The 19,167-nt window shown below is 70.0% G+C and carries 12 protein-coding genes; 9 read left to right on the forward strand and 3 right to left on the reverse strand.

What is annotated here, in order from left to right; genetic code table 11:
- Positions 1-132: 132 nt before the first annotated feature.
- The 7 genes from ACIRP2_RS14680 (at position 133) to ACIRP2_RS14710 (ending at position 12,271) form a co-directional block, all read left to right on the forward strand.
- The gene (locus ACIRP2_RS14680; RefSeq protein ID WP_404250086.1) at positions 133-1,407 is read left to right on the forward strand and encodes an HRDC domain-containing protein; all 1,275 of its coding nucleotides are present in this window, start codon (positions 133-135) and stop codon (positions 1,405-1,407) included.
- A gap of 371 nt (positions 1,408-1,778) precedes the next feature.
- Positions 1,779-2,999: a thiolase family protein gene (locus ACIRP2_RS14685; RefSeq protein WP_404250088.1), complete on the forward strand. Its 1,221-nt coding sequence runs from the start codon at positions 1,779-1,781 to the stop codon at positions 2,997-2,999.
- Positions 2,996-5,125, forward strand: a complete 2,130-nt coding sequence (locus ACIRP2_RS14690; protein WP_404250090.1) for a 3-hydroxyacyl-CoA dehydrogenase NAD-binding domain-containing protein — start codon at positions 2,996-2,998, stop codon at positions 5,123-5,125. Before ACIRP2_RS14685 ends, ACIRP2_RS14690 begins: the two co-directional genes overlap by 4 nt.
- 168 nt (positions 5,126-5,293) lie before the next feature.
- Positions 5,294-6,331 carry a signaling protein gene (locus ACIRP2_RS14695; protein WP_404250092.1) on the forward strand — a complete coding sequence of 346 codons (1,038 nt, stop codon included), beginning with the start codon at positions 5,294-5,296 and terminating at the stop codon, positions 6,329-6,331.
- Between the two features lie 311 nt (positions 6,332-6,642).
- Positions 6,643-8,658, forward strand: coding sequence for a hypothetical protein (locus ACIRP2_RS14700; protein WP_404250094.1), 2,016 nt, complete (start codon positions 6,643-6,645; stop codon positions 8,656-8,658).
- 53 nt (positions 8,659-8,711) lie between these two features.
- Complete coding sequence (locus tag ACIRP2_RS14705) at positions 8,712-10,190, forward strand: SDR family NAD(P)-dependent oxidoreductase (RefSeq protein WP_404250096.1); 1,479 nt, start codon at positions 8,712-8,714, stop codon at positions 10,188-10,190.
- A 74-nt stretch (positions 10,191-10,264) separates the two neighbouring features.
- Positions 10,265-12,271 carry a glycosyltransferase gene (locus tag ACIRP2_RS14710; protein WP_404250098.1) on the forward strand — a complete coding sequence of 669 codons (2,007 nt, stop codon included), beginning with the start codon at positions 10,265-10,267 and terminating at the stop codon, positions 12,269-12,271.
- A gap of 75 nt (positions 12,272-12,346) precedes the next feature.
- Here ACIRP2_RS14710 and ACIRP2_RS14715 read toward each other — a convergent pair whose 3' ends face one another.
- The gene (locus ACIRP2_RS14715) at positions 12,347-13,468 is read right to left on the reverse strand and encodes a hypothetical protein (RefSeq protein WP_404250100.1); all 1,122 of its coding nucleotides are present in this window, start codon (positions 13,466-13,468) and stop codon (positions 12,347-12,349) included.
- Between the two features lie 334 nt (positions 13,469-13,802).
- Between ACIRP2_RS14715 and ACIRP2_RS14720 the strand changes: the two genes are divergently transcribed.
- Entirely contained in the window at positions 13,803-14,912 is a 1,110-nt protein-coding gene (locus ACIRP2_RS14720) for an LCP family protein (RefSeq protein ID WP_404250102.1), read from the forward strand.
- Between the two features lie 37 nt (positions 14,913-14,949).
- Positions 14,950-15,339 carry an NTP pyrophosphohydrolase gene (locus ACIRP2_RS14725; RefSeq protein WP_404250104.1) on the forward strand — a complete coding sequence of 130 codons (390 nt, stop codon included), beginning with the start codon at positions 14,950-14,952 and terminating at the stop codon, positions 15,337-15,339.
- A gap of 15 nt (positions 15,340-15,354) precedes the next feature.
- Here the strand turns inward: ACIRP2_RS14725 and ACIRP2_RS14730 are convergent, their stop codons facing one another.
- A complete protein-coding gene (locus ACIRP2_RS14730; RefSeq protein ID WP_404250106.1) occupies positions 15,355-16,899 on the reverse strand; it encodes an amino acid permease in 1,545 nt (514 codons plus the stop codon).
- 172 nt (positions 16,900-17,071) lie between these two features.
- Positions 17,072-19,000 carry a 1-deoxy-D-xylulose-5-phosphate synthase gene (gene dxs / locus ACIRP2_RS14735; protein WP_404250841.1) on the reverse strand — a complete coding sequence of 643 codons (1,929 nt, stop codon included), beginning with the start codon at positions 18,998-19,000 and terminating at the stop codon, positions 17,072-17,074.
- Between the last annotated feature and the right edge of the window lie 167 nt (positions 19,001-19,167).

The raw sequence follows: 19,167 nt of genomic DNA on the forward strand, positions 1-19,167 counted from the left end.
GCAAACTCCACCTCACCCCGCCCCCCCCGCTGGCCGGCGCGCCCTGGCGCCCGGGGTGTTTAACAGCATCGGCCCCCGGTCCCCGAATGTAACCTCCCCCGGGCGCCGCACTTACACGGATACCCTTGACACGTGACCGACGCCCAAGAGACCGCAGCAGACACTTCACTGCGAACCACCGGGGGCGCCCCCCCGGACGACGTCGCCCCGGCGCCGATCCCCTTGCTCGAACCGCGCGAGGGCATTCCCCCGGTGGTGGCCTCCGACGACGCCCTCGCCCGGGTGATCGCGGCCTTCGCCGCGGGCTCCGGCCCGGTGGCCGTCGACGCGGAGCGCGCCTCCGGCTACCGCTACGGCCAGCGCGCCTACCTCGTGCAGCTGCGCCGCGCCGGCGCGGGCAGCGCACTGATCGACCCGGTCGGCTGCCCCGACCTGTCGGGGCTCGGAGAGGTCCTGCACGGCAGCGAGTGGATTCTGCACGCCGCCACCCAGGACCTGCCCTGTCTGCGCGAAATAGGGATGACCCCCACCGGACTCTTCGACACGGAGCTGGCCGGACGCCTCGCCGGCTTCCCGCGGGTCGGCCTCGGTGCCATGGTCGAGAACGTGCTCGGCTACTCCCTGGAGAAGGGCCATTCCGCCGTCGACTGGTCCACCCGCCCGCTGCCCGACCCGTGGCTGCGTTACGCGGCGCTCGATGTCGAGCTGCTGATCGATCTGCGCAACGCCCTGGAGGACGAGCTCGACCGGCAGGGCAAGCTGGAGTGGGCGCGGGAGGAGTTCGACGCGATCGCCTCGGCACCGCCCGCTCCCCCGCGCAAGGACCCGTGGCGCCGCACCTCCGGCATGCACAAGGTCCGCCGCCGCCGCCAGATGGCGGTGGTACGGGAGCTGTGGACCGCCCGCGACGAGATCGCCCGGCGCCGGGACGTCTCCCCCGGCAAGGTCCTGGGCGATGCCGCGATCGTCGAGGCCGCACTCGCGCTCCCGCCGAACCTCCACGCGCTCACCGCCCTGCCCGGGTTCGGCCACCGCATGGGACGGCGGCAGCTGGAGCAGTGGCAGGCGGCCGTCGACCGGGCCAAGGCGCTGCCGGACTCGGAACTCCCCCAGCCCGGCCAGACCGTCGCCGGTCCGCCGCCGCCCCGCGCCTGGGCCGACAAGGACCCGGCGGCCGCGGCCCGGCTCTCGGCCGCCCGTACCGCCGTGTCGGAGCTCGCCGAGCGTCTGCACATGCCGCAGGAGAACCTCATCACCCCGGACACGGTGCGCCGGGTCTGCTGGGAGCCGCCCAGGAACCCGACCCCGGACGCCATCGAGACGGCGCTCACCGGGTACGGGGCGCGACGCTGGCAGATCGAACACGTCACCCCGCTCCTGGTCCGCGCGCTGACGTCGGCGGCCTGAGGGCTCGCCGACGAGGGTCGTATTCACGCCAGGTTGCGCGACCTCCGACCGCACCACGTCCTTGATCGCCGGACGGGCTCTTCCTGCGCCCCGTCCGGCGATCGGCGTTCACGGCGCCGCCGACACGACCGCCGCTCACGGCACCGCCGACGACCGGCCCCGCGGCCGTCCCGTCCGGCATTCGCGGCACCTCCGGCCCGTCCGGCTCCTGGGGCGAAACGGCCTCCGCACCGACGCCGTCCGCATGTGACCTTCGCCGCTCCCGTCGCAAGGGGTGGGCAGTGTGGTTACCCACAAGTAGCATGAGGGGGTGGCACGCCGGTGGGCGTGCCCCGCAGCAGTGCCATCCCGCACCCTGGAGGAGAGCCACCGTGCCTCGTACCATCCGGGACGTCGTCTTCGTCGACGGCGTCCGCACCCCGTTCGGCAAAGCGGGCCCGAAGGGCATCTACCACGAGACCCGCGCCGACGATCTCGTCGTGAAGGCCATCCGGGAGCTGCTGCGCCGCAACCCGGACCTGGACCCCGCGCGGATCGACGAGGTCGCCATCGCCGCGACCACGCAGATCGGTGACCAGGGTCTGACGCTGGGCCGCACCGCCGGAATCCTGGCCGGCCTGCCGCAGTCCGTCCCCGGTTACTCCATCGACCGCATGTGTGCGGGCGCGCTGACCGCCGTCACCTCGACGGCCGGCTCCATCGCCTTCGGCGCCTACGACGTCGTCGTCGCCGGTGGTGTCGAGCACATGGGCCGCCACCCCATGGGCGAGGGCGTGGACCCGAACCCCCGCTTCGTGTCGGAGAAGCTGGTCGACGAGTCCGCCCTGTTCATGGGCATGACCGCGGAGAACCTGCACGACAGGTACCCGCAGATCACCAAGCTCCGCGCCGACGAGTACGCGGTCCGTTCGCAGGAGAAGGCCGCCAAGGCGTACGCCAACGGCAAGATCCAGCAGGACCTGGTGCCGATCTCCGTGCGCCGCACCAACGCCGAGGCCGGCGAGACGGGCTGGGGCCTGGTCACCGCCGATGAACCGATGCGTCCGGGCACCACCCTGGAGTCCCTCGCCGGTCTGAAGACCCCGTTCCGTGCCCACGGCCGGGTCACCGCCGGAAACGCCGCGGGCCTCAACGACGGCGCCACCGCCTCGCTGCTCGCGGCCGAGGACGTCGCCCGCGAGCTCGGCCTCCCGGTCAAGATGCGCCTCGTCAGCTACGCCTTCGCGGGTGTCGAGCCGGAGGTCATGGGCTACGGTCCGATCCCGTCGACCGAGAAGGCCCTCGCCAAGGCCGGGCTGACCATCGACGACATCGGCCTGTTCGAGATCAACGAGGCGTTCGCCGTCCAGGTCCTCGCCTTCCTCGACCACTACGGCATCGCCGACGACGACGCGCGCGTCAACCAGTACGGCGGCGCCATCGCCTACGGGCACCCGCTGGCCTCCTCGGGTGTGCGTCTGATGACGCAGCTGGCCCGCCAGTTCGAGGAGCAGCCGGAGGTCCGCTACGGCCTCACCACCATGTGCGTCGGCTTCGGCATGGGCGCGACGGTCATCTGGGAGAACCCGAACTTCACCGGAGGCAACAAGTGAGCTCCACCACTGAGCTTCTGAAGGGCGCGGCCGAGCTGTTCCCCGGCGAGGTCGTCACCCAGGCGCACGTACGCCACCTGGACCTTCCGGCCGGTGCGGGCCGCTTCGCCCTCATCACGCTGGACAACGGCCTGGACCACACCAAGCCGACCACCTTCGGACCGCAGTCGCTGGCGAACCTGAACGCCGCCGTCGACCAGGTCGAGAAGGAGGCTGCCGAGGGTGCGATCACCGGTGTCGGCATCACCGGCAAGCCGTTCATCTTCGCGGTCGGCGCCGACCTCAAGGGCGTCGAGCTGCTGAAGAACCACGACGACGCGCTGGCCATCGGCAAGGGTGGCCACGACGTCTTCCGCCGGCTCTCCGGCCTCGCGGTCCCGACGTTCGCGTACTACAACGGTGCGGCGATGGGCGGCGGTGTCGAGGTCGGCCTGCACTGCACCTACCGCACCGTCTCCAAGGCGCTGCCCGCCTTCTCGCTGCCCGAGGTCTTCCTCGGTCTGGTCCCCGGCTGGGGCGGCTGCGCACTGCTGCCGAACCTGATCGGTGCCGACCGCGCGGTCTCCGTCATCATCGAGAACTCGCTGAACCAGAACCGCCAGCTCAAGGGCAAGCAGGTCTACGAGCTCGGGATCGCCGACGCCCTCTTCGAGGGTGCGGACTTCCTGGAGCAGTCGCTGATCTGGACCGCGAACGTGCTGAACGGCACGGTCACGGTGGAGCGCCCCGAGGTCGACCGCGGTGATGCCTGGGACCAGGCCGTCGCCCGCGGCAAGGCCATCGCCGACTCCAAGGTGCACGGCGCCGCCCCGGCCGCGTACCGCGCGCTGGAGATCATCGCCGCGGCGAAGGACGGCGACCTGGGCGCCGGCTTCGACGCCGAGGACCGGGCCCTCGCGGACCTGATCATGGGTGGCGAGCTGCGTTCCGGGATCTACGCCTTCAACCTGGTCCAGAAGCGCGCCAAGCGCCCGGCCGGCGCCCCGGACAAGTCCCTGGCCCGCCCGGTCACCAAGGTCGGCGTCGTCGGTGCCGGTCTGATGGCCTCGCAGCTGGCGCTGCTGTTCCTGCGCCGCCTGGAGGTGCCGGTCGTGCTGACCGACATCGACCAGGAGCGCGTCGACAAGGGTGTGGGCTACGTCCACGCCGAGATCGAGAAGCTGCTCGGCAAGGGCCGCATCAACCAGGACAAGGCCAACCGCCTCAAGGCCCTGGTGACCGGTGTGCTGGACAAGGCGGAGGGCTTCTCCGACGCCGACTTCATCATCGAGGCCGTCTTCGAGGAGATCGGCGTCAAGCAGCAGGTGTTCGCGGAGGTCGAGGCGGTCGCCCCGGCGCACGCGATCCTCGCCACCAACACCTCGTCCCTCTCGGTCACCGAGATGGCGTCGAAGCTGCAGCACCCCGAGCGGGTCGTCGGCTTCCACTTCTTCAACCCGGTCGCGATCCTCCCGCTGCTGGAGATCGTCCGCGGCGAGCGGACCGACGACGCCTCGCTGGCCACGGCGTTCGGGGTGGCGCGGAAGCTGAAGAAGACCGCGGTGCTGGTGAAGGACGCCCCGGCGTTCGTCGTCAACCGCATCCTCACCCGTTTCATGGGCGAGATCCAGAACGTCATCGACGAGGGCACCCCGGTCGAGGTCGCCGAGAAGGCCATCGAGCCGCTCGGCCTGCCGATGTCTCCGCTGGTGCTGCTGGAGCTGGTCGGCCCGGCGATCGGTCTGCATGTCTCCGAGACCCTGAACCGCGCCTTCCCGGAGCGCTTCACCGTCTCCGGGAACCTCGCGGCCGTCGTGAAGGCGGGCAAGCGCGGCTTCTACGTCTACGACTCCGGCAAGCCGGAGCTGGACCCGGAGGTCGCCGCTCTCCTCGAGCAGGGCGATGTCGTCCTGTCCGAGGAGCAGGTCCGCGACCGCGTCCTGGACGCGGTGGCGCAGGAGATCGGTCTGATGCTGGACGAGGGCGTCGTCGCCGAGGCCCAGGACATCGACCTCTGCCTGATCACCGGCGCGGGCTGGCCCTTCCACCTGGGCGGCATCACCCCGTACCTGGACCGTGAGGGCGTCTCGGAGCGGGTGAACGGCAAGAAGTTCCTCGCGCAGGGCGTGGCGAGCGTTCCGGCGTAACACCGCGCGCGCGACGACGGAGGGTACGGCCCGGTGGACGGGCCGTACCCTCCGTCCGTCTCTGCCCGGACCATCCGGGACCGACGGGGGCGATGACAGAATGTCCGGCCTCACCCCGGAGGTGGACGGCGTCCCCTCCCCGAGCAGGGACGGCGGTCACGGTCAGGCATGGCGGGCACCAGGAGCCACATCAGTCGCAGGGCGCTGCTCCTGGCGGGCGGCGGGACCGCGGTGGCGGCGGCCGGTGGCGCGCTGCTGGGCGGAGCTTCGGGTGGCGGTGCGGGCGACGGCGTACCGCGACCCGGATCCGTCGGACTGTTCGACGTCGACACGGCGTCGAAGCTGCTGCCGCCGAGTCCGCTGCACCATGTCTCGGGCCCGCAGTCGATCTCGTACGGCAGTGCGGCCGGCGACGTGTACGCGCTCCAGGTCGTACCGGCCTCCGTACGGCTTCCCGACGAGAAGCGGCCCCTCGGCGGCCGGGCCCGGCGGCTGGCGGGCGACATGTGCGTGACGGCGCTCTCCCCCTCGGGGGAGGAGACCGGGCACATGCATCTGCGGGGCTTCGGTCACGGGATCTCGTTCGGGGTGGAGCTTTCGGACGGGAACGTGCTGCTCTGGGTGGAGTCCGACGTGGACGGGCGGACCGGGTACGGGCGTGCCGTCGCCCGGGTCCCGTTCCACGACGGTGCGGTGCTCGACAGCGCTTCGCCCCGGATGAGGCACCATCGCCCGCTGCCCGGCAGCCACAAGGTCCATCCGACCCTGGATCCGACGGGCCGCCGCGTTCTGGTCAGCCACTGGATCGGCCGGACCCATCACTACGCGGTCTACCGCGTGGAGGACTTCCTCGCCGGACGGTACGCGCCGCTGCATCGCGTGAGGGACATCGCGCTGCGGGACGGCGAGACGTTCCAGGGCTGTGCCCTGCACGGGGATCACATCTACCAGCTGACCGGGAAGCCCTACACGGACGCGGGGGGCGACAATCCGCCCTCCTCCGGGGGCAACACCTATGTTTCGGCGATCGACGTGCGCAGCGGGCGGGCGGCGGGGCGCCGCAAGGTGACCGTCGCGCCGGGGCTGGACTTCCGTGAACCGGAGGGGATCGCCGTACGGCCGGGTCCGGAGCCCCGTCTCTGCGTGGGCTTCTCGGTCAAGACTCCGGGGCGCCGGAAGCTGACGGTCTACTCGTGTCAGCCGTGACCGGGAACCGTGATCGACCGGCATGACAACCGAACACGCGAGCGGATGTAACGAAGATCACAGCACAGCCCGTCCGTTCATAACTGTTCGGTATCCAGACATCGAATGTTCTACTTTTCAGCCAGTGAAAGTTCACCAAAAGCGTCAGCAGTGTCTAAAGTTCGGTCGGATGCTTCACAAGTTCCTTACGCACCGTGCGCACTCATGTTCGATTGCAGCTCGGCCCCCACTGTGACGTGCGGCAGTCCCTGTCCGCACCGGCGACGCAGTCATGCGCCGCACCCAGGCACAGAAGGAGGAGTCGGCTGCTCATGGGGAAAGCACGACGTCAGGCCGTGTCGGGTTTTCTGATCACCGCGGCCCTGGTGCTCAGCTTCGTCGCCATGCTGGCGGCGGTGGTGATGGCCTCCTTGCCCGTCTTCGCCTGTGCCGCGGCGGTCAGCTACGCGGCCGACCTGCTCCTGCACACCTCCGAGTCCTCGACCCTCGACCGCCTCCGGGACTCACGCTTCGGGCTCACCATCCGGTTCCTGATCCGGCAGTTCCTGCTGCTGGCGCTCTGCGGCTCCATCAACAACCTCGACTCGTTCGTCGTCCAGATGACGTCCGTGGGGCTGCTGCTGCTCTTCGTGCTGCAGCTCGCCTACGGCGCCCTGCTCAAGCGGGTCAAGTCCGAACGGGCCGCACTGCCCTTCACCACGCGCGGACTCGATCTGGACGCGCTGGGGATCCGGCGGCTGCCGCACCCGTTCCTGATGAACAAGCACGTCCGCAAGATGCTGCACCTGGACATCCCGCTGGTCGGCGGCGCGATCGGCACGATCGCCACCGACCGGTGGGAGTACGTGACGTACGGCGGGATCGCCTCGGTCTGGTTCGCGTTCGTCGCCTTCCTGGTCCTGCTGCCCGGGGCACGGAACGCGCTCGTCCTGCCCACCGCCGACGACGCCATCGCCGAGCTGAACTGGCAGCTGCGGCAGTACCGGCCGCAGGTCGCGCTCTACTTCACCTTCGCCGCAGTCTCCAGGGACTTCATGTACCAGGTGAACATGTGGCTGGAGTCGCTGGAGTCACTGGATCTGCGCCCCGTCATCGTGCTGCGCGAGCGGGCCACCCTGAGGTACCTGGACGCCACCTCCGTACCGGTCGTCTGTGTCCCGAAGGCCGAGTACCTGGCCCGTGTGGAGATGCCCGAACTCCGGGTGACGCTGTACCCGGGCAACGCCGGCAAGAACGTGCACATGCTCCAACGGCACGAGGTCAAGCACGTCTTCATCGGTCACGGCGACAGCGACAAGCTCGCCAGCAGCAACCGCGTCAGCAAGGTCTTCGACGAGATCTGGGTGGCCGGACGGGCCGGGCGGGACCGCTACGAGCGCATCAAGCACGCGGTCACCGCCCATCAGATCGTCGAGGTCGGCCGGCCCCAGCTGATGCCGTTGCACCGCTGGACCGGCTCCGTCGGCCAGGAGATACCGACCGTCATCTACGCCCCCACCTGGGAGGGCTGGACCGACGACGCCTGCTACACCTCGGTCATCCCGGCGGGCGAGCACCTCATCCGGACGCTGCTCGCGCACGAGCGGCAGCTGCGGATCATCTACAAGCCGCACCCGCTGACCGGCACCCGCTCCCCCGCCGCCGCGGCCGCGCACCGGCGCATCATCGCGCTGCTCCAGGACGACAACGCCCGCCGGTTCGGCCGGAAGATCCTGGACTCGAAGACCGCGGCCCGTCGGCTGGCCCGTATCGACAAGCGGCTCGCCGCACTCCAGGAGCGTGGCGTCCGCTCGAAGTACCCGGACCTGACCGAGGAGGAGCGGACCACCCGGATCCGCAAGTTCCGCGACCAGGCGGGCACGCTCTACTGGGACTCGCTGCCCGTCGACGCGCACCATGTCGTGACGGACAGGGTGCCCACGCTGTACGACTGCTTCAACCACTCGGACCTGTTGATCGGCGACATGTCGAGCGTGGTCTCGGACTTCGTGGCCACCCGCAAGCCGTACGCCATCTTCAACCTGGAGGGGCTGCCGGACGCGGAGTTCCGCAACGAGCAGCGCACGGCGTACGCCTCGTACCTGCTCGACTCCGAGTGCAACGGCCTGGAGACGGCGCTCTCCGCGATGTTCTCGCGGGACCAGGACGTCATGGCCCCGTACCGGGAACAGCTCAAGGACTACCTGCTCGGGCCGGACAATCCACCGTCGACCGTGCGCTTCGCCGACGCCGCGAACGATCTCTATCTGCGCGGTCTGCGGGACTTCCCCATCGAGTACCCGGAGCAGCCGGGATTCCCCGAGCCCCAGCCGCATCAGCCGGTCTGAGACCCGCCGCCGTACGCCCGTCACCCCGCCCCGCCCACAGGAAGCAGCAGACCTTGACCATCCGTGCCTCCCGTCGCCGTACCGTCGCCGTTGTCCTCGCCGGTGGCACCGGGCAGCGCATCGGGCTCGCCACCCCGAAGCAGCTGCTGAAGATCGCCGGGAAGTCGATGCTCGAACACACCCTGCACGTCTTCGAGAACGCCCCGGACATCGACGAGGTGGTGGTCCTGATGACGCCGGACCATGTCGCCGACGCCGAGAAGATCGTCGCCAGGGCCGGTCTGCGCAAGGTGTCCCGGGTGCTCGCGGGCGGCAGTACCCGGAGCGCGACCACACAGGTCGCGATCGAGGCGGTGGCCGCCGGGCTCGACGGTGACGAGGACTGCAACCTGCTGTTCCACGACGCGGTGCGTCCGCTGCTGTCGCAACGCGTGGTCGAGGAGTGCGTACGGGCGCTGGAGCGCCACCAGGCCGTCGATGTGGCGATCCCCTCCTCCGACACCGTGATCGTGACCCGGACGCACGGCGACGACGGCGAGTTCATCACCGAGGTGCCCGACCGCGGGCGGCTCCGCCGCGGCCAGACGCCCCAGGGCTTCCGGCTCTCCACGATCCGCCGGGCGTACGGGCTCGCGGCGGCCGACCCGCTGTTCCGGGCCACCGACGACTGCTCGGTCGTCGTGAAGTACCTGCCCGACGTACCCGTTCACGTGGTCATGGGCGACGAGCACAACATGAAGGTCACCCAGCCCGTCGACGTCTTCATCGCCGACAAGCTCTTCCAGCTGGCCTCGACGACCGCTCCGGCGCACGGCACCGAGACCTTCTACCGGGAGCAGCTGGCCGGACGGACCCTCCTGGTGTTCGGCGACTCGTACGGGATCGGCGCCGACATCGCGCGCACGGCCGAGGGGTACGGGGCCCGGGTGTACGCCCTCGGCCGCTCCGCCACCGGCACCCACGCGGAGAACCCCGAGGAGGTGGAAGCGGCCTTCGCCAGGGCGTACGCGGAGACCGGCCGGATCGACCACGTCGTCAGCACTGCGGGTGCGCTCCCGATCGGCCGGCTCGACGAGACCGACGGCGCCACGATTCGCGAGGCGCTCCGGGTCGACTACCTCGCCCCGGTCAACATCGCACGCGCCGCGTACAAGTACCTCGCCGAGACCGCGGGCCGGCTGCTGCTCTTCACCTCGGGCGGCTACACCCGCGGGCGCGCCGAGTACAGCATCTGCTCCTCGGTCGAGGCGGCGATGGTGAACCTGACCCAGGCGCTGTCGGAGGAGTGGGCCGAGGACGGCATCCAGGTCAACTGCATGAATCCGGCGGGGGCCGGGGCGTCCGGGCGGGAGTCCACCGGTTCGTCGCCCGCCTCGCGGGAGGTCGCGCGCAGCTCGCTCGACGTCCTGCTCTCCGGCATGACCGGCCAGGTGATCGACGTGCGCCGGCCGGGCCCGGCCCCGACGCCCGGCTCGGCATTCGAATCCGCCCTGTCGCAGGTGCTCGACGACTCCGGGAGCCGACCCGTCTGAACCCCGTACCGGAGACCGGCGCCCACGGAATTCGGAGCTGAAGCCGCCACGGCCACGGATCCAGGAGGACCCGCGTGAAGATCGCTTTTCTGATGTACAGCGCCTACGGACAGGCCGGTACGTCCGTCGCCACCCAGACGCTGGCCAATGCGCTCGCGGCCCGGCAGCACGAGGTGGAGCTGGTGAGCCTGTTCCAGTACCACGACGTTCCGCCGCTCCGCTTCGGGCCGGGCGTCACCCTGCGCACGCTCGTGGACACCCGCAGCGGCTCGCCGGACCTGGAGAACCCGCTGCACGCGACGGCGTCCCAGCACTGCACGGGGTTCAAGGCCGACGACAAGAACCGCTACAGCCGGCTGGTGGACGAACGGGCCGCCGCCCATCTCCGGAGCTGCGACGCCGATGTCGTCATCGCCACCGCCCCCAACACGGTGTCCCTGCTGACCGCTCTGGGGACCGGGCAGTACATCGCGCTGGGTCAGGCGCACACGCACTACCACCACCAGACCGCGGCTTCGCGGAAAATGCTGGACGCCGCGATTCCGCGGCTGGACGGCTTCGTCACCGTGACGGCGAAGGACGCCCAGACGCACCGGGACGCGTACGGCGCGGTCGGGACGGTGTTCCAAGCCATTCCCAACGCCGTCCCCGGCACCTTCCTGCGGGCCGATGTGCACGGCTCGCGCATCGTCACGGCGTCGGGACGACTGGTCGACTGGAAGCGCTTCGACCTCCTCGTGAACGCCTTCGCACAGCTCGGTGGAAAGCACCCGGACTGGACCCTGCGGATCTACGGGAACGGCGAAGAGAAGGCGAGACTGCGCAAGCTCATCGACGATCTCGGGGCGAACGAGCGCATCCTCCTCATGGGGCATACCACGCAGCTGCGTGAGGAGCTGGCCAAGGCGGCGCTGCACACCTCGACCTCGACGGACGAGACGTTCGGCCTGACCATCGTGGAGGCCATGACCTGCGGTGTGCCGGTACTCAGCACGGCAGGTCCGCACGGCCCGTCCGAGATCATCTCCGACGGGGTGGACGGCGCGCTCTCGCCCGTGGGCGACGTGGACGCGTTCGCCGAGAACCTGGACCGGCTGCTGAGCGACGCCGAACTGCGCGTACGGCTGGGCTCGAACGCGGTGGAGAAGTCCCGGCACTACAGCAACGAGTCGCAGGCGCAGGCGTACGAGTCGTACCTTTCGCGTCTCCTCACGGCGCGCGCCTACCGGCCCGAGGCACTGTGCCGGGCCACCCCCGCGGGGGACCTGGAGTTCGCGGTCGATCCGGCGCGGGCGCCGGGCAGCCGGTTCACCGTGCTGTGCGTCAACGCGGCGGACGGGCGGCAGGCGCTGCTGGCGGCGCAGGCCGAGCAGACGACCGACGGGCGTCTGTACGCCTGCGTGCCGGGGCAGTTGCGGCTGGGAACCGGAACGTGGAACGTGCTGCTGCGCCGCGAGGACGACGGTGTCATGCGCCGGGTGAAGGTCGACGAACTCCAGCAGTCGGCGCATGCGCTGATCTCCTCCCCGACCCAGGCCGGCCCGGTGCGGTTCCGCACGTTCCGGCGTTCCGAGGACGGGGGCTTCCTCCAGATCGTCTCGCGCGAGTTCCCCGCTCACGCGGAGGTGCTGTCGGTGGAGACGAACGGCTCGCATCTCAGCGTCCGGTGCTACGTTCTGGGGGTCCCCTCGGTGCCCGGCGGTCCGCAGGTCGACCTCGCCGGTCACGGCGCGAAGGTGATCGCGCAGAGCCGGAAGGACGCGGACTCCTTCATCACCGTCCCGTGCGCGTTCTCGGACGGCTCGGCCGTCTTCACCCTCGACCTCCACCAGTACGCGGACCGGATGATCGGCGTCGACACCATCTGGGACCTGTCGCTGAGCATTCCGGGGAATCTGACGGTGACGGGCGAGGCGCACCGGCTGCGGCTGGGGCGGTTCGGCGACGAGATCATGCAGCGCAAGCACGTCCACGTCTATCCGAAGCGGACGGTCACCACCGCGGAAGGCCGCTCGGTGACCTTCAACCCGTACTACACGGACAGCAATTACCTGTCGCTCGGGCTGAAGTCCGCCTCCTGAGCCATGAACCCGCCCGCTGACGTGAACGGGGCACTCACCGCGGTGAGTGCCCCCGGTCCGCGCGGTCCTCGCGGCTCAGACCCGCGCCGACCGTTCCAGCGCCAGGCCCGGCTCACGACTCTGCCGGGCGACGTGCAGAGCGCCGTCCTCACCGATCAGCGCGAGCACCACGCGGCCGTACGCGTCGTACGCGAGCGCCGGTCCGCCGGTACAGCGCTCGCCCGTCGGCGACCACCACACACCCGCCCCCTCGTTCTCCGTACCGCAGGCGGTGAGCATGATCTGGCCCTCGTGGTCGCGATGGGCCAGTACGGTGCAGTCGTAGCCGTCCAGCATGGCGCGCAGCGCCGCCACGGGGCCGTTCGCGGCGGAGCTGTTGAGCGGGATCGCCCAAGTGCCGGGGCGGTGCGCGACGACACCGCCGGTGGCCTCGTCGGCCCAGTAGTACGTCACCCTGTCCGGTGCGGTCTCCAGGGCCGAGGCACTGCCCGGGACCTGGGCGAACGGTATGTCCTGGTCCTGCGTGAAGGCGCCGCCGGACTCGCTCTGGCTCCAGCGCATCGCCCGCCCCTCTCCCGGGACGAGCACCTCGACGCGTCCGGAGGCGGTGGCGGCCACGGCCGCCCCGTCCCGGAGCGGGCCGCCCTTGAGGTCCTGCCAGCCCTCCCATTTGCCGCCCGACTTCTCACGCCGCAGCGCGAGCCGGCCGTCGGCGTTGCGGACGAAGACGTGCAGCAGCCCCTCGGTGTTGACGACGGCCGTCGGCGTCCCGAGCCGGGCCGCCTTCTCGCGGTCCTTGTGCGGATTACCGAGGGAGTGCCACGCGGTGACGGGGCGTCCGGACTGGAACTGGGTGGCGTGCACGAGGTCGACGACGGGTCCCGCGTCCTTGTGCACCGTGCGACGCCCGGTGAAGTGCACGAAACCGTCGGGGCCCTGAGTCACCGACAGCCGGGTCAGACCGGCCGCCGGAAAGAGGTCCGGTCCCTGCCAGTCGGGGCCGCCGGGACGGACCTCCGTCCAGCGGAGCATTCCCTCGTCGCAGAGCGCGTAGGCGGTGAGCCTGCCGTCCTTGCCGAGCACGAGCCAGCGGCCGTCGGCAGTCGCCCGCGCCGCCCGCTCCCTGCCTTCGTCGTGGACGTCGGCGCCCGGGATCGGGGCCCTTCCCCGGGCAGCGCGCCTGGATCTGACCGGCATGACGTGAAGTCGTCCTTCCCCATGGTTCCTCGGCCCCGGCATCGGAGGCCGTTTCGGCTCTCCGGCTCGCAAGGGGCCGAACCCACCCATCATAGTTTCCTGATCCGCCCCGGGGACCAGCGCTCCCCCGGCATCGGGGTGCCCGTCGGACAACCGCCCCATCACAGAAGGAATAACAATTCGATTCCGGAGTTGAAGATTGCGCGAAGGATTACACAAAAATCGAAAACCTGTCTATAGTGCACGCTCAGCCCCCCACATGCGTGGACCGGCCCCACCCGAGTCCCCAGCCCCATCGGCCCTTCCGCGGCCACGAGATCAAGGGACTCGCAGGATGAGCCATGACGTCGTTCCCCCCGGCCCGCACCCGTCACGGCGGGCCGATTCCCGCAAGAAGGGGCGCAGCAAGGACGGGAGCGGACGCCCACGGCGCCGTACCGGCCGCATTGTGCTGATCAGCCTGCTGGTCCTGGTGCTCGCCGCCGGCGGCACCCTCTACTGGCTGTACAGCCGCCTCGACGGGAACATCAAGGGCGTCGACATCGACAAGGCGCTCGGCGACGACCGACCCGAGAAGCTGCCGACGAGTGGTCAGAACCTGCTGGTTCTCGGCTCGGACTCGCGAGCCGGCGCCGAGAACAAGGAACTGGGCGGCGGTGGCGACGTCAGCGGCGCCCGGTCCGACACCGCGATGGTGGTGCACATTCCCGAGGGCCGCACCGAGGCCGTCGCCGTGTCCATACCCCGTGACACCCTGGTGACCCGGCCCGAGTGCACGAAGGCCGACGGCTCGACGGTGCCGTCGGCGAACCGCGTGATGTTCAACTCCGTCTACTCCCAGGTCGGTCCGGCCTGTGTGGTCAAGACCGTCGAGAAGATGTCCAAGGTCCGGATCGACCACTACCTGGAGATCAATTTCTCCGGGTTCAAGGATCTGGTCGACGCGATAGGCGGCGTCACCGTCGACGTGCCGCAGGACATCGACGACAAGTCCTCCGGTCTCCACCTCACCAAGGGGACGCACAAGCTCGACGGCACCCAGTCACTGGCGTACGTCCGGACCCGGCACGGCATCGGGGACGGCAGCGACCTCGGCCGGATCGGTCTGCAGCAGCAGTTCCTGCTCGCCCTGCTGAGCGAGGTCAAGTCGCAGGACCTGCTGGGCAGTCCGACCAAGTCGTACAAGATCGCCAACTCCGCCACCAAGTCGCTGACCACCGACTCCGGGCTCGCCTCGTTGACGTCCCTCGCGGATTTCGGCCGGTCGATGAACGGCGTGAACCCGAACACCATGGAAACGATCATGCTTCCGGTGGCGTACGACAAGCAGGACCCGAACCGGGTGGTGGCGGCCCAGCCCCAGGCCGGTGAGCTGTGGAAGGCCGTCCGCAACGACGGCACGATCCCGGAGTCGGCGAAGAAGTCCCCCGCCACCGGCGGCTGACGGGGCGTCGGCGGCCGGTCCGTGACACGCTTCCGGCATGCCGACCGAACGGACCCTGGTGATCGTGGACGCGGCCAATGTGGTCGGGTCCGTCCCCGACGGCTGGTGGCGGGACCGGCGTGGGGCGGCCGAACGACTGCGGGACTCCCTGGTCGCGTTCGCCGCGGCCGGTCTGCCGGGGTACCCGGGCCCCGTCGAGCTGGTGCTGGTCGTCGAGGGCGCGGCTCGCGGCATCGGACCGGTGCCCGGGGTGCGGGTGGAATCGGCATCCGGGAGCGGCGACGACCTGATCGTGGAGCTGACCGGGGCCCGGGGGGAACGCGCCTGTGTCGTCGTCACCGCCGACCGCGAGCTGAGGCGGCGGGTGGCGGAGTACGGGGCGCGGTGCGTGGGTCCTCGTACGGTGCGGCCGTCGCGTACCCCCTGAGGCCTTCCGTCCGGATCAGGCCGCCCCGCGTGATCCGGACGAGAGGTCCTGGCCCCCGCCGACCGGGGCGTTGATCCGGCTGTGCCCGCGCCCGTACGCGAAGTAGATGATCACGCCGATGATCATCCAGACGGCGAACCGCAGCCAGGTCTCGGCCGGCAGGTTCAGCATCAGCCAGACCGAGGCCGCCACCGAGAGGATCGGGAGCAGCGGCACCCACGGGGTGCGGAACGCGCGGTGCAGATCGGGGCGGGTCCGGCGCAGCACGATGACGCCCAGGGCCACGACGACGAACGCGAAGAGCGTGCCGATGTTCACGAGCGTCGCCAGTTCGTTGATGCTCGTGAAGCCCGCGACGATCGCGATGACCACGCCGAGCAGGATGGTCGGGCGGTAGGGGGTGCGGAAGCGCGGGTGGGTCACGGAGAAGAACCTCGGCAGCAGTCCGTCACGGCTCATCGCGAAGAACACCCGGGTCTGGCCCAGCAGCAGGATCAGGCAGACCGTGGTGAGGCCGATGGCGGCTCCGAAGCTGATGAACCCGGCGTAGACGGGGTGGCCGACGGCCTTGAAGGCATCGGCCAGCGGAGCCTCGACCGACAGATCGCTGTAGTGCTCCATCCCCGTGACCACCAGCGAAACGGCCACATAGAGCACGGTGCAGATGAAGAGCGAGGCGAGGATGCCACGTGGCATGTCACGTTGCGGAAGCTTCGTCTCCTCGGCGGCGGTGGCCACCACGTCGAAGCCGATGAAGGCGAAGAAGACGATGGAGGCGGCGGTGAAGATGCCCATCACGCCGAAGTTCGTCGGGGCGTAGCCGGACATCAGCTGGATCAACGGCGCGGTCAGGCCGGATCCGGAGGGCTGCGGCTGCGCCTCGGGAATGAAGGGCGAGTAGTTCGCGGCCTTGACGAAGAACAGCCCGGCGATGATGACGATCAGGACCACGGCGATCTTGATGGCGACCACGATCGTCGTGACCCGGGCCGAGAGCTTCATGCCGAGCACCAGCACGACGGTCAGCACGAGCACCAGCGCGAAGGCCAGGATGTCGAAGCCGAATCCTTTCGCCACATCCGTTCCGGAGAGCACTTCGGGCATGGTCCAGCCGAAGTTGTCCATCAGCGAGCGGACGTAGCCGGACCAGCCGACCGCCACCACCGCCGTGCCGAGCGCGAACTCCAGCACCAGGTCCCAGCCGATGATCCAGGCGACGAGTTCACCGAGCGAGGCGTACGAGAAGGTGTAGGCGGAGCCGGCGACGGGGACGGTGGAGGCGAACTCGGCGTAACAGAGCGCGGCCAGGGCGCAGACGATGCCCGCGACCACGAAGGCGAGGGCGGTGGCGGGCCCCGCCGTCTCCTTGGCCACCTTGCCGGTGAGCACGAAGATGCCGGTGCCGATGATGACGCCCACTCCGAAGACGGTGAGGTCCAGCGCGGAGAGGGACTTCTTGAGTGCGTGCTCCGGCTCCTCGGTGTCGCGGATGGACTGCTCGACCGTCTTGGTCCGGAACAGTCCGTCCCTGCTGGGTGGTGTGTCCTGCTGGGCAGTCACCGGCGTACCTCCACGCACTCGTCGTGAACGCCATGATTGGGACCGCCCCGGCGGGGATGGGCCGGTATCGAGAGATTTCACACGAATGGGCCGGTCGGACCACCCTTGCAGGGTGGCCGACCGGCCCATCGGCCGTAACGCGGGTCACTCGTACGGACCCGTGCTCCGCGGGTCAGTCGCGGACGGGTTCGATCACGGCATCACTGTCCGCGCCCGTCTCGTAGCGGCCGTCCAGCTTGGCGACGAGGCCGGTGACCTGGCGGGCGATGTCCGGCGCGGTCAGCCCGATCTCGGCCATGACCTCCTTGCGGGAGGCGTGGTCGAGGAAGCGCGGCGGGATGCCGAAATCACGCAGCGGTACGTCGACCCCTGCGTCGCGCAGCGCCTGGGCGACGGCGGAGCCCACGCCCCCGGCCCTGCTGTTGTCCTCGACCGTGACGACGACCCGGTGCTGCTCGGCGAGCGGGGCCATGGCCTCGTCGACCGGCTTGACCCAGCGCGGGTCGACGACCGTCGTCGAGATGCCCTGGGCGTCCAGCAGATCGGCGATCTCCAGGCACATCGGCGCCAGCGCGCCGACGGAGACCAGGAGGACGTCCGGGCGGGCGGTGCCGGGCTCGCGCAGGACGTCCATGCCGCCGACCCGGCCGACGGCCTTGACGGCCGGGCCGACCGCGCCCTTGGAGAAGCGCACCACGGTCGGTGCGTCGTCGACCTCGACGGCCTCGCGCAGCTGGGCACGGACCTGGTCGGCGTCGCGCGGTGCGGCGATCCGGAGCGTGGGGACGCACTGGAGGATCGACATGTCCCACATGCCGTTGTGCGAGGCGCCGTCGGTGCCGGTGACACCGGCCCGGTCCAGGACGAAGGTCACACCGCACTTGTGCAGCGCGACATCCATCAGGACCTGGTCGAAGGCGCGGTTGAGGAAGGTGGCGTACACCGCGAAGACGGGGTGCAGCCCGCCGGTGGCCAGGCCTGCCGCGGAGACCGCGCCGTGCTGCTCGGCGATGCCGACGTCGTAGATCCGGTCCGGGAACTCCTTCTCGAACCTGGTCAGACCGACCGGCTGGAGCATGGCCGCGGTGATCGCGACGATGTCCTTCCGTTCCTTGCCGAGCTTGACCATCTCCTCGCCGAAGACCGAGGTCCAGTCGAGGCCCGAGGTGGCGACCGGGAGACCGGTGTCGGGGTGGATCTTGCCGACGGCATGGAAGCGGTCGGCCTCGTCGAGCAGGGCGGGGGTGTAGCCGCGGCCCTTCTCCGTGAGGCAGTGCACGATGACGGGCCCGCCGAAGCGCTTGGCGCGCTGGAGCGCGGATTCCAGGGCCTCGATGTCGTGGCCGTCGATGGGACCGACGTACTTCAGGCCGAGGTCCTCGAACATGCCCTGCGGGGCGATGAAGTCCTTCAGCCCCTTCTTGGCGCCGTGCAGCGTGTCGTACAGCGGCCTGCCGACGACGGGGGTGCGCTCCAGGAGATCCTTGCCGCGGGCCAGGAAGCGCTCGTAGCCGTCGGTGGTGCGCAGGGTCGCGAGGTGGTTGGCGAGGCCGCCGATGGTCGGGGCGTAGGAGCGCTCGTTGTCGTTGACGACGATGACGAGCGGGCGGTCCTTGGCGGCGGCGATGTTGTTCAGCGCCTCCCAGGCCATACCGCCGGTGAGCGCGCCGTCACCGATGACCGCGACGACGTGGTCGTCCTTGCCCAGCACCTCGTTGGCCTTGGCCAGACCGTCGGCCCAGCCGAGCACGGTGGAGGCGTGCGAGTTCTCGATGACGTCGTGCTCGGACTCCGCGCGGGAGGGATAGCCGGAGAGTCCGCCCTTGCTCTTGAGCTTCGAGAAGTCCTGGCGACCGGTGAGGAGCTTGTGCACATAGCTCTGGTGACCGGTGTCGAACAGCACCTTGTCCTTCGGCGAATCGAAGACGCGGTGCAGGGCGATGGTCAGCTCGACCACACCCAGGTTGGGGCCGAGATGGCCGCCGGTCTTCGAAACGGCGTCGACGAGGAAGGTCCGGATCTCTTCGGCGAGCTGGTCCAGCTGCTCGGGAGTGAGCCGGTCCAGGTCACGCGGTCCACCGATGCGGGTCAGCAGAGCCACCCGTTCCTCCTTGCGTTTGAGCTGGTCGAGCATGCCGATCCGATGAGTCTAATGTTCCGTTCGCGCGCGGGGTCGGCGGGCGGGCTCTTCGGGACACACCCGGTACAGGGCCGGGGCTCCGTGCCCACGAACGGACACGGCTGTGCCCGGCACCGCGAGGGGTACCG

Origin of the sequence: Streptomyces sp. NPDC101194 (assembly GCF_044767885.1) — a bacterium.
Classification (GTDB): Bacteria; Actinomycetota; Actinomycetes; order Streptomycetales; family Streptomycetaceae; genus Streptomyces.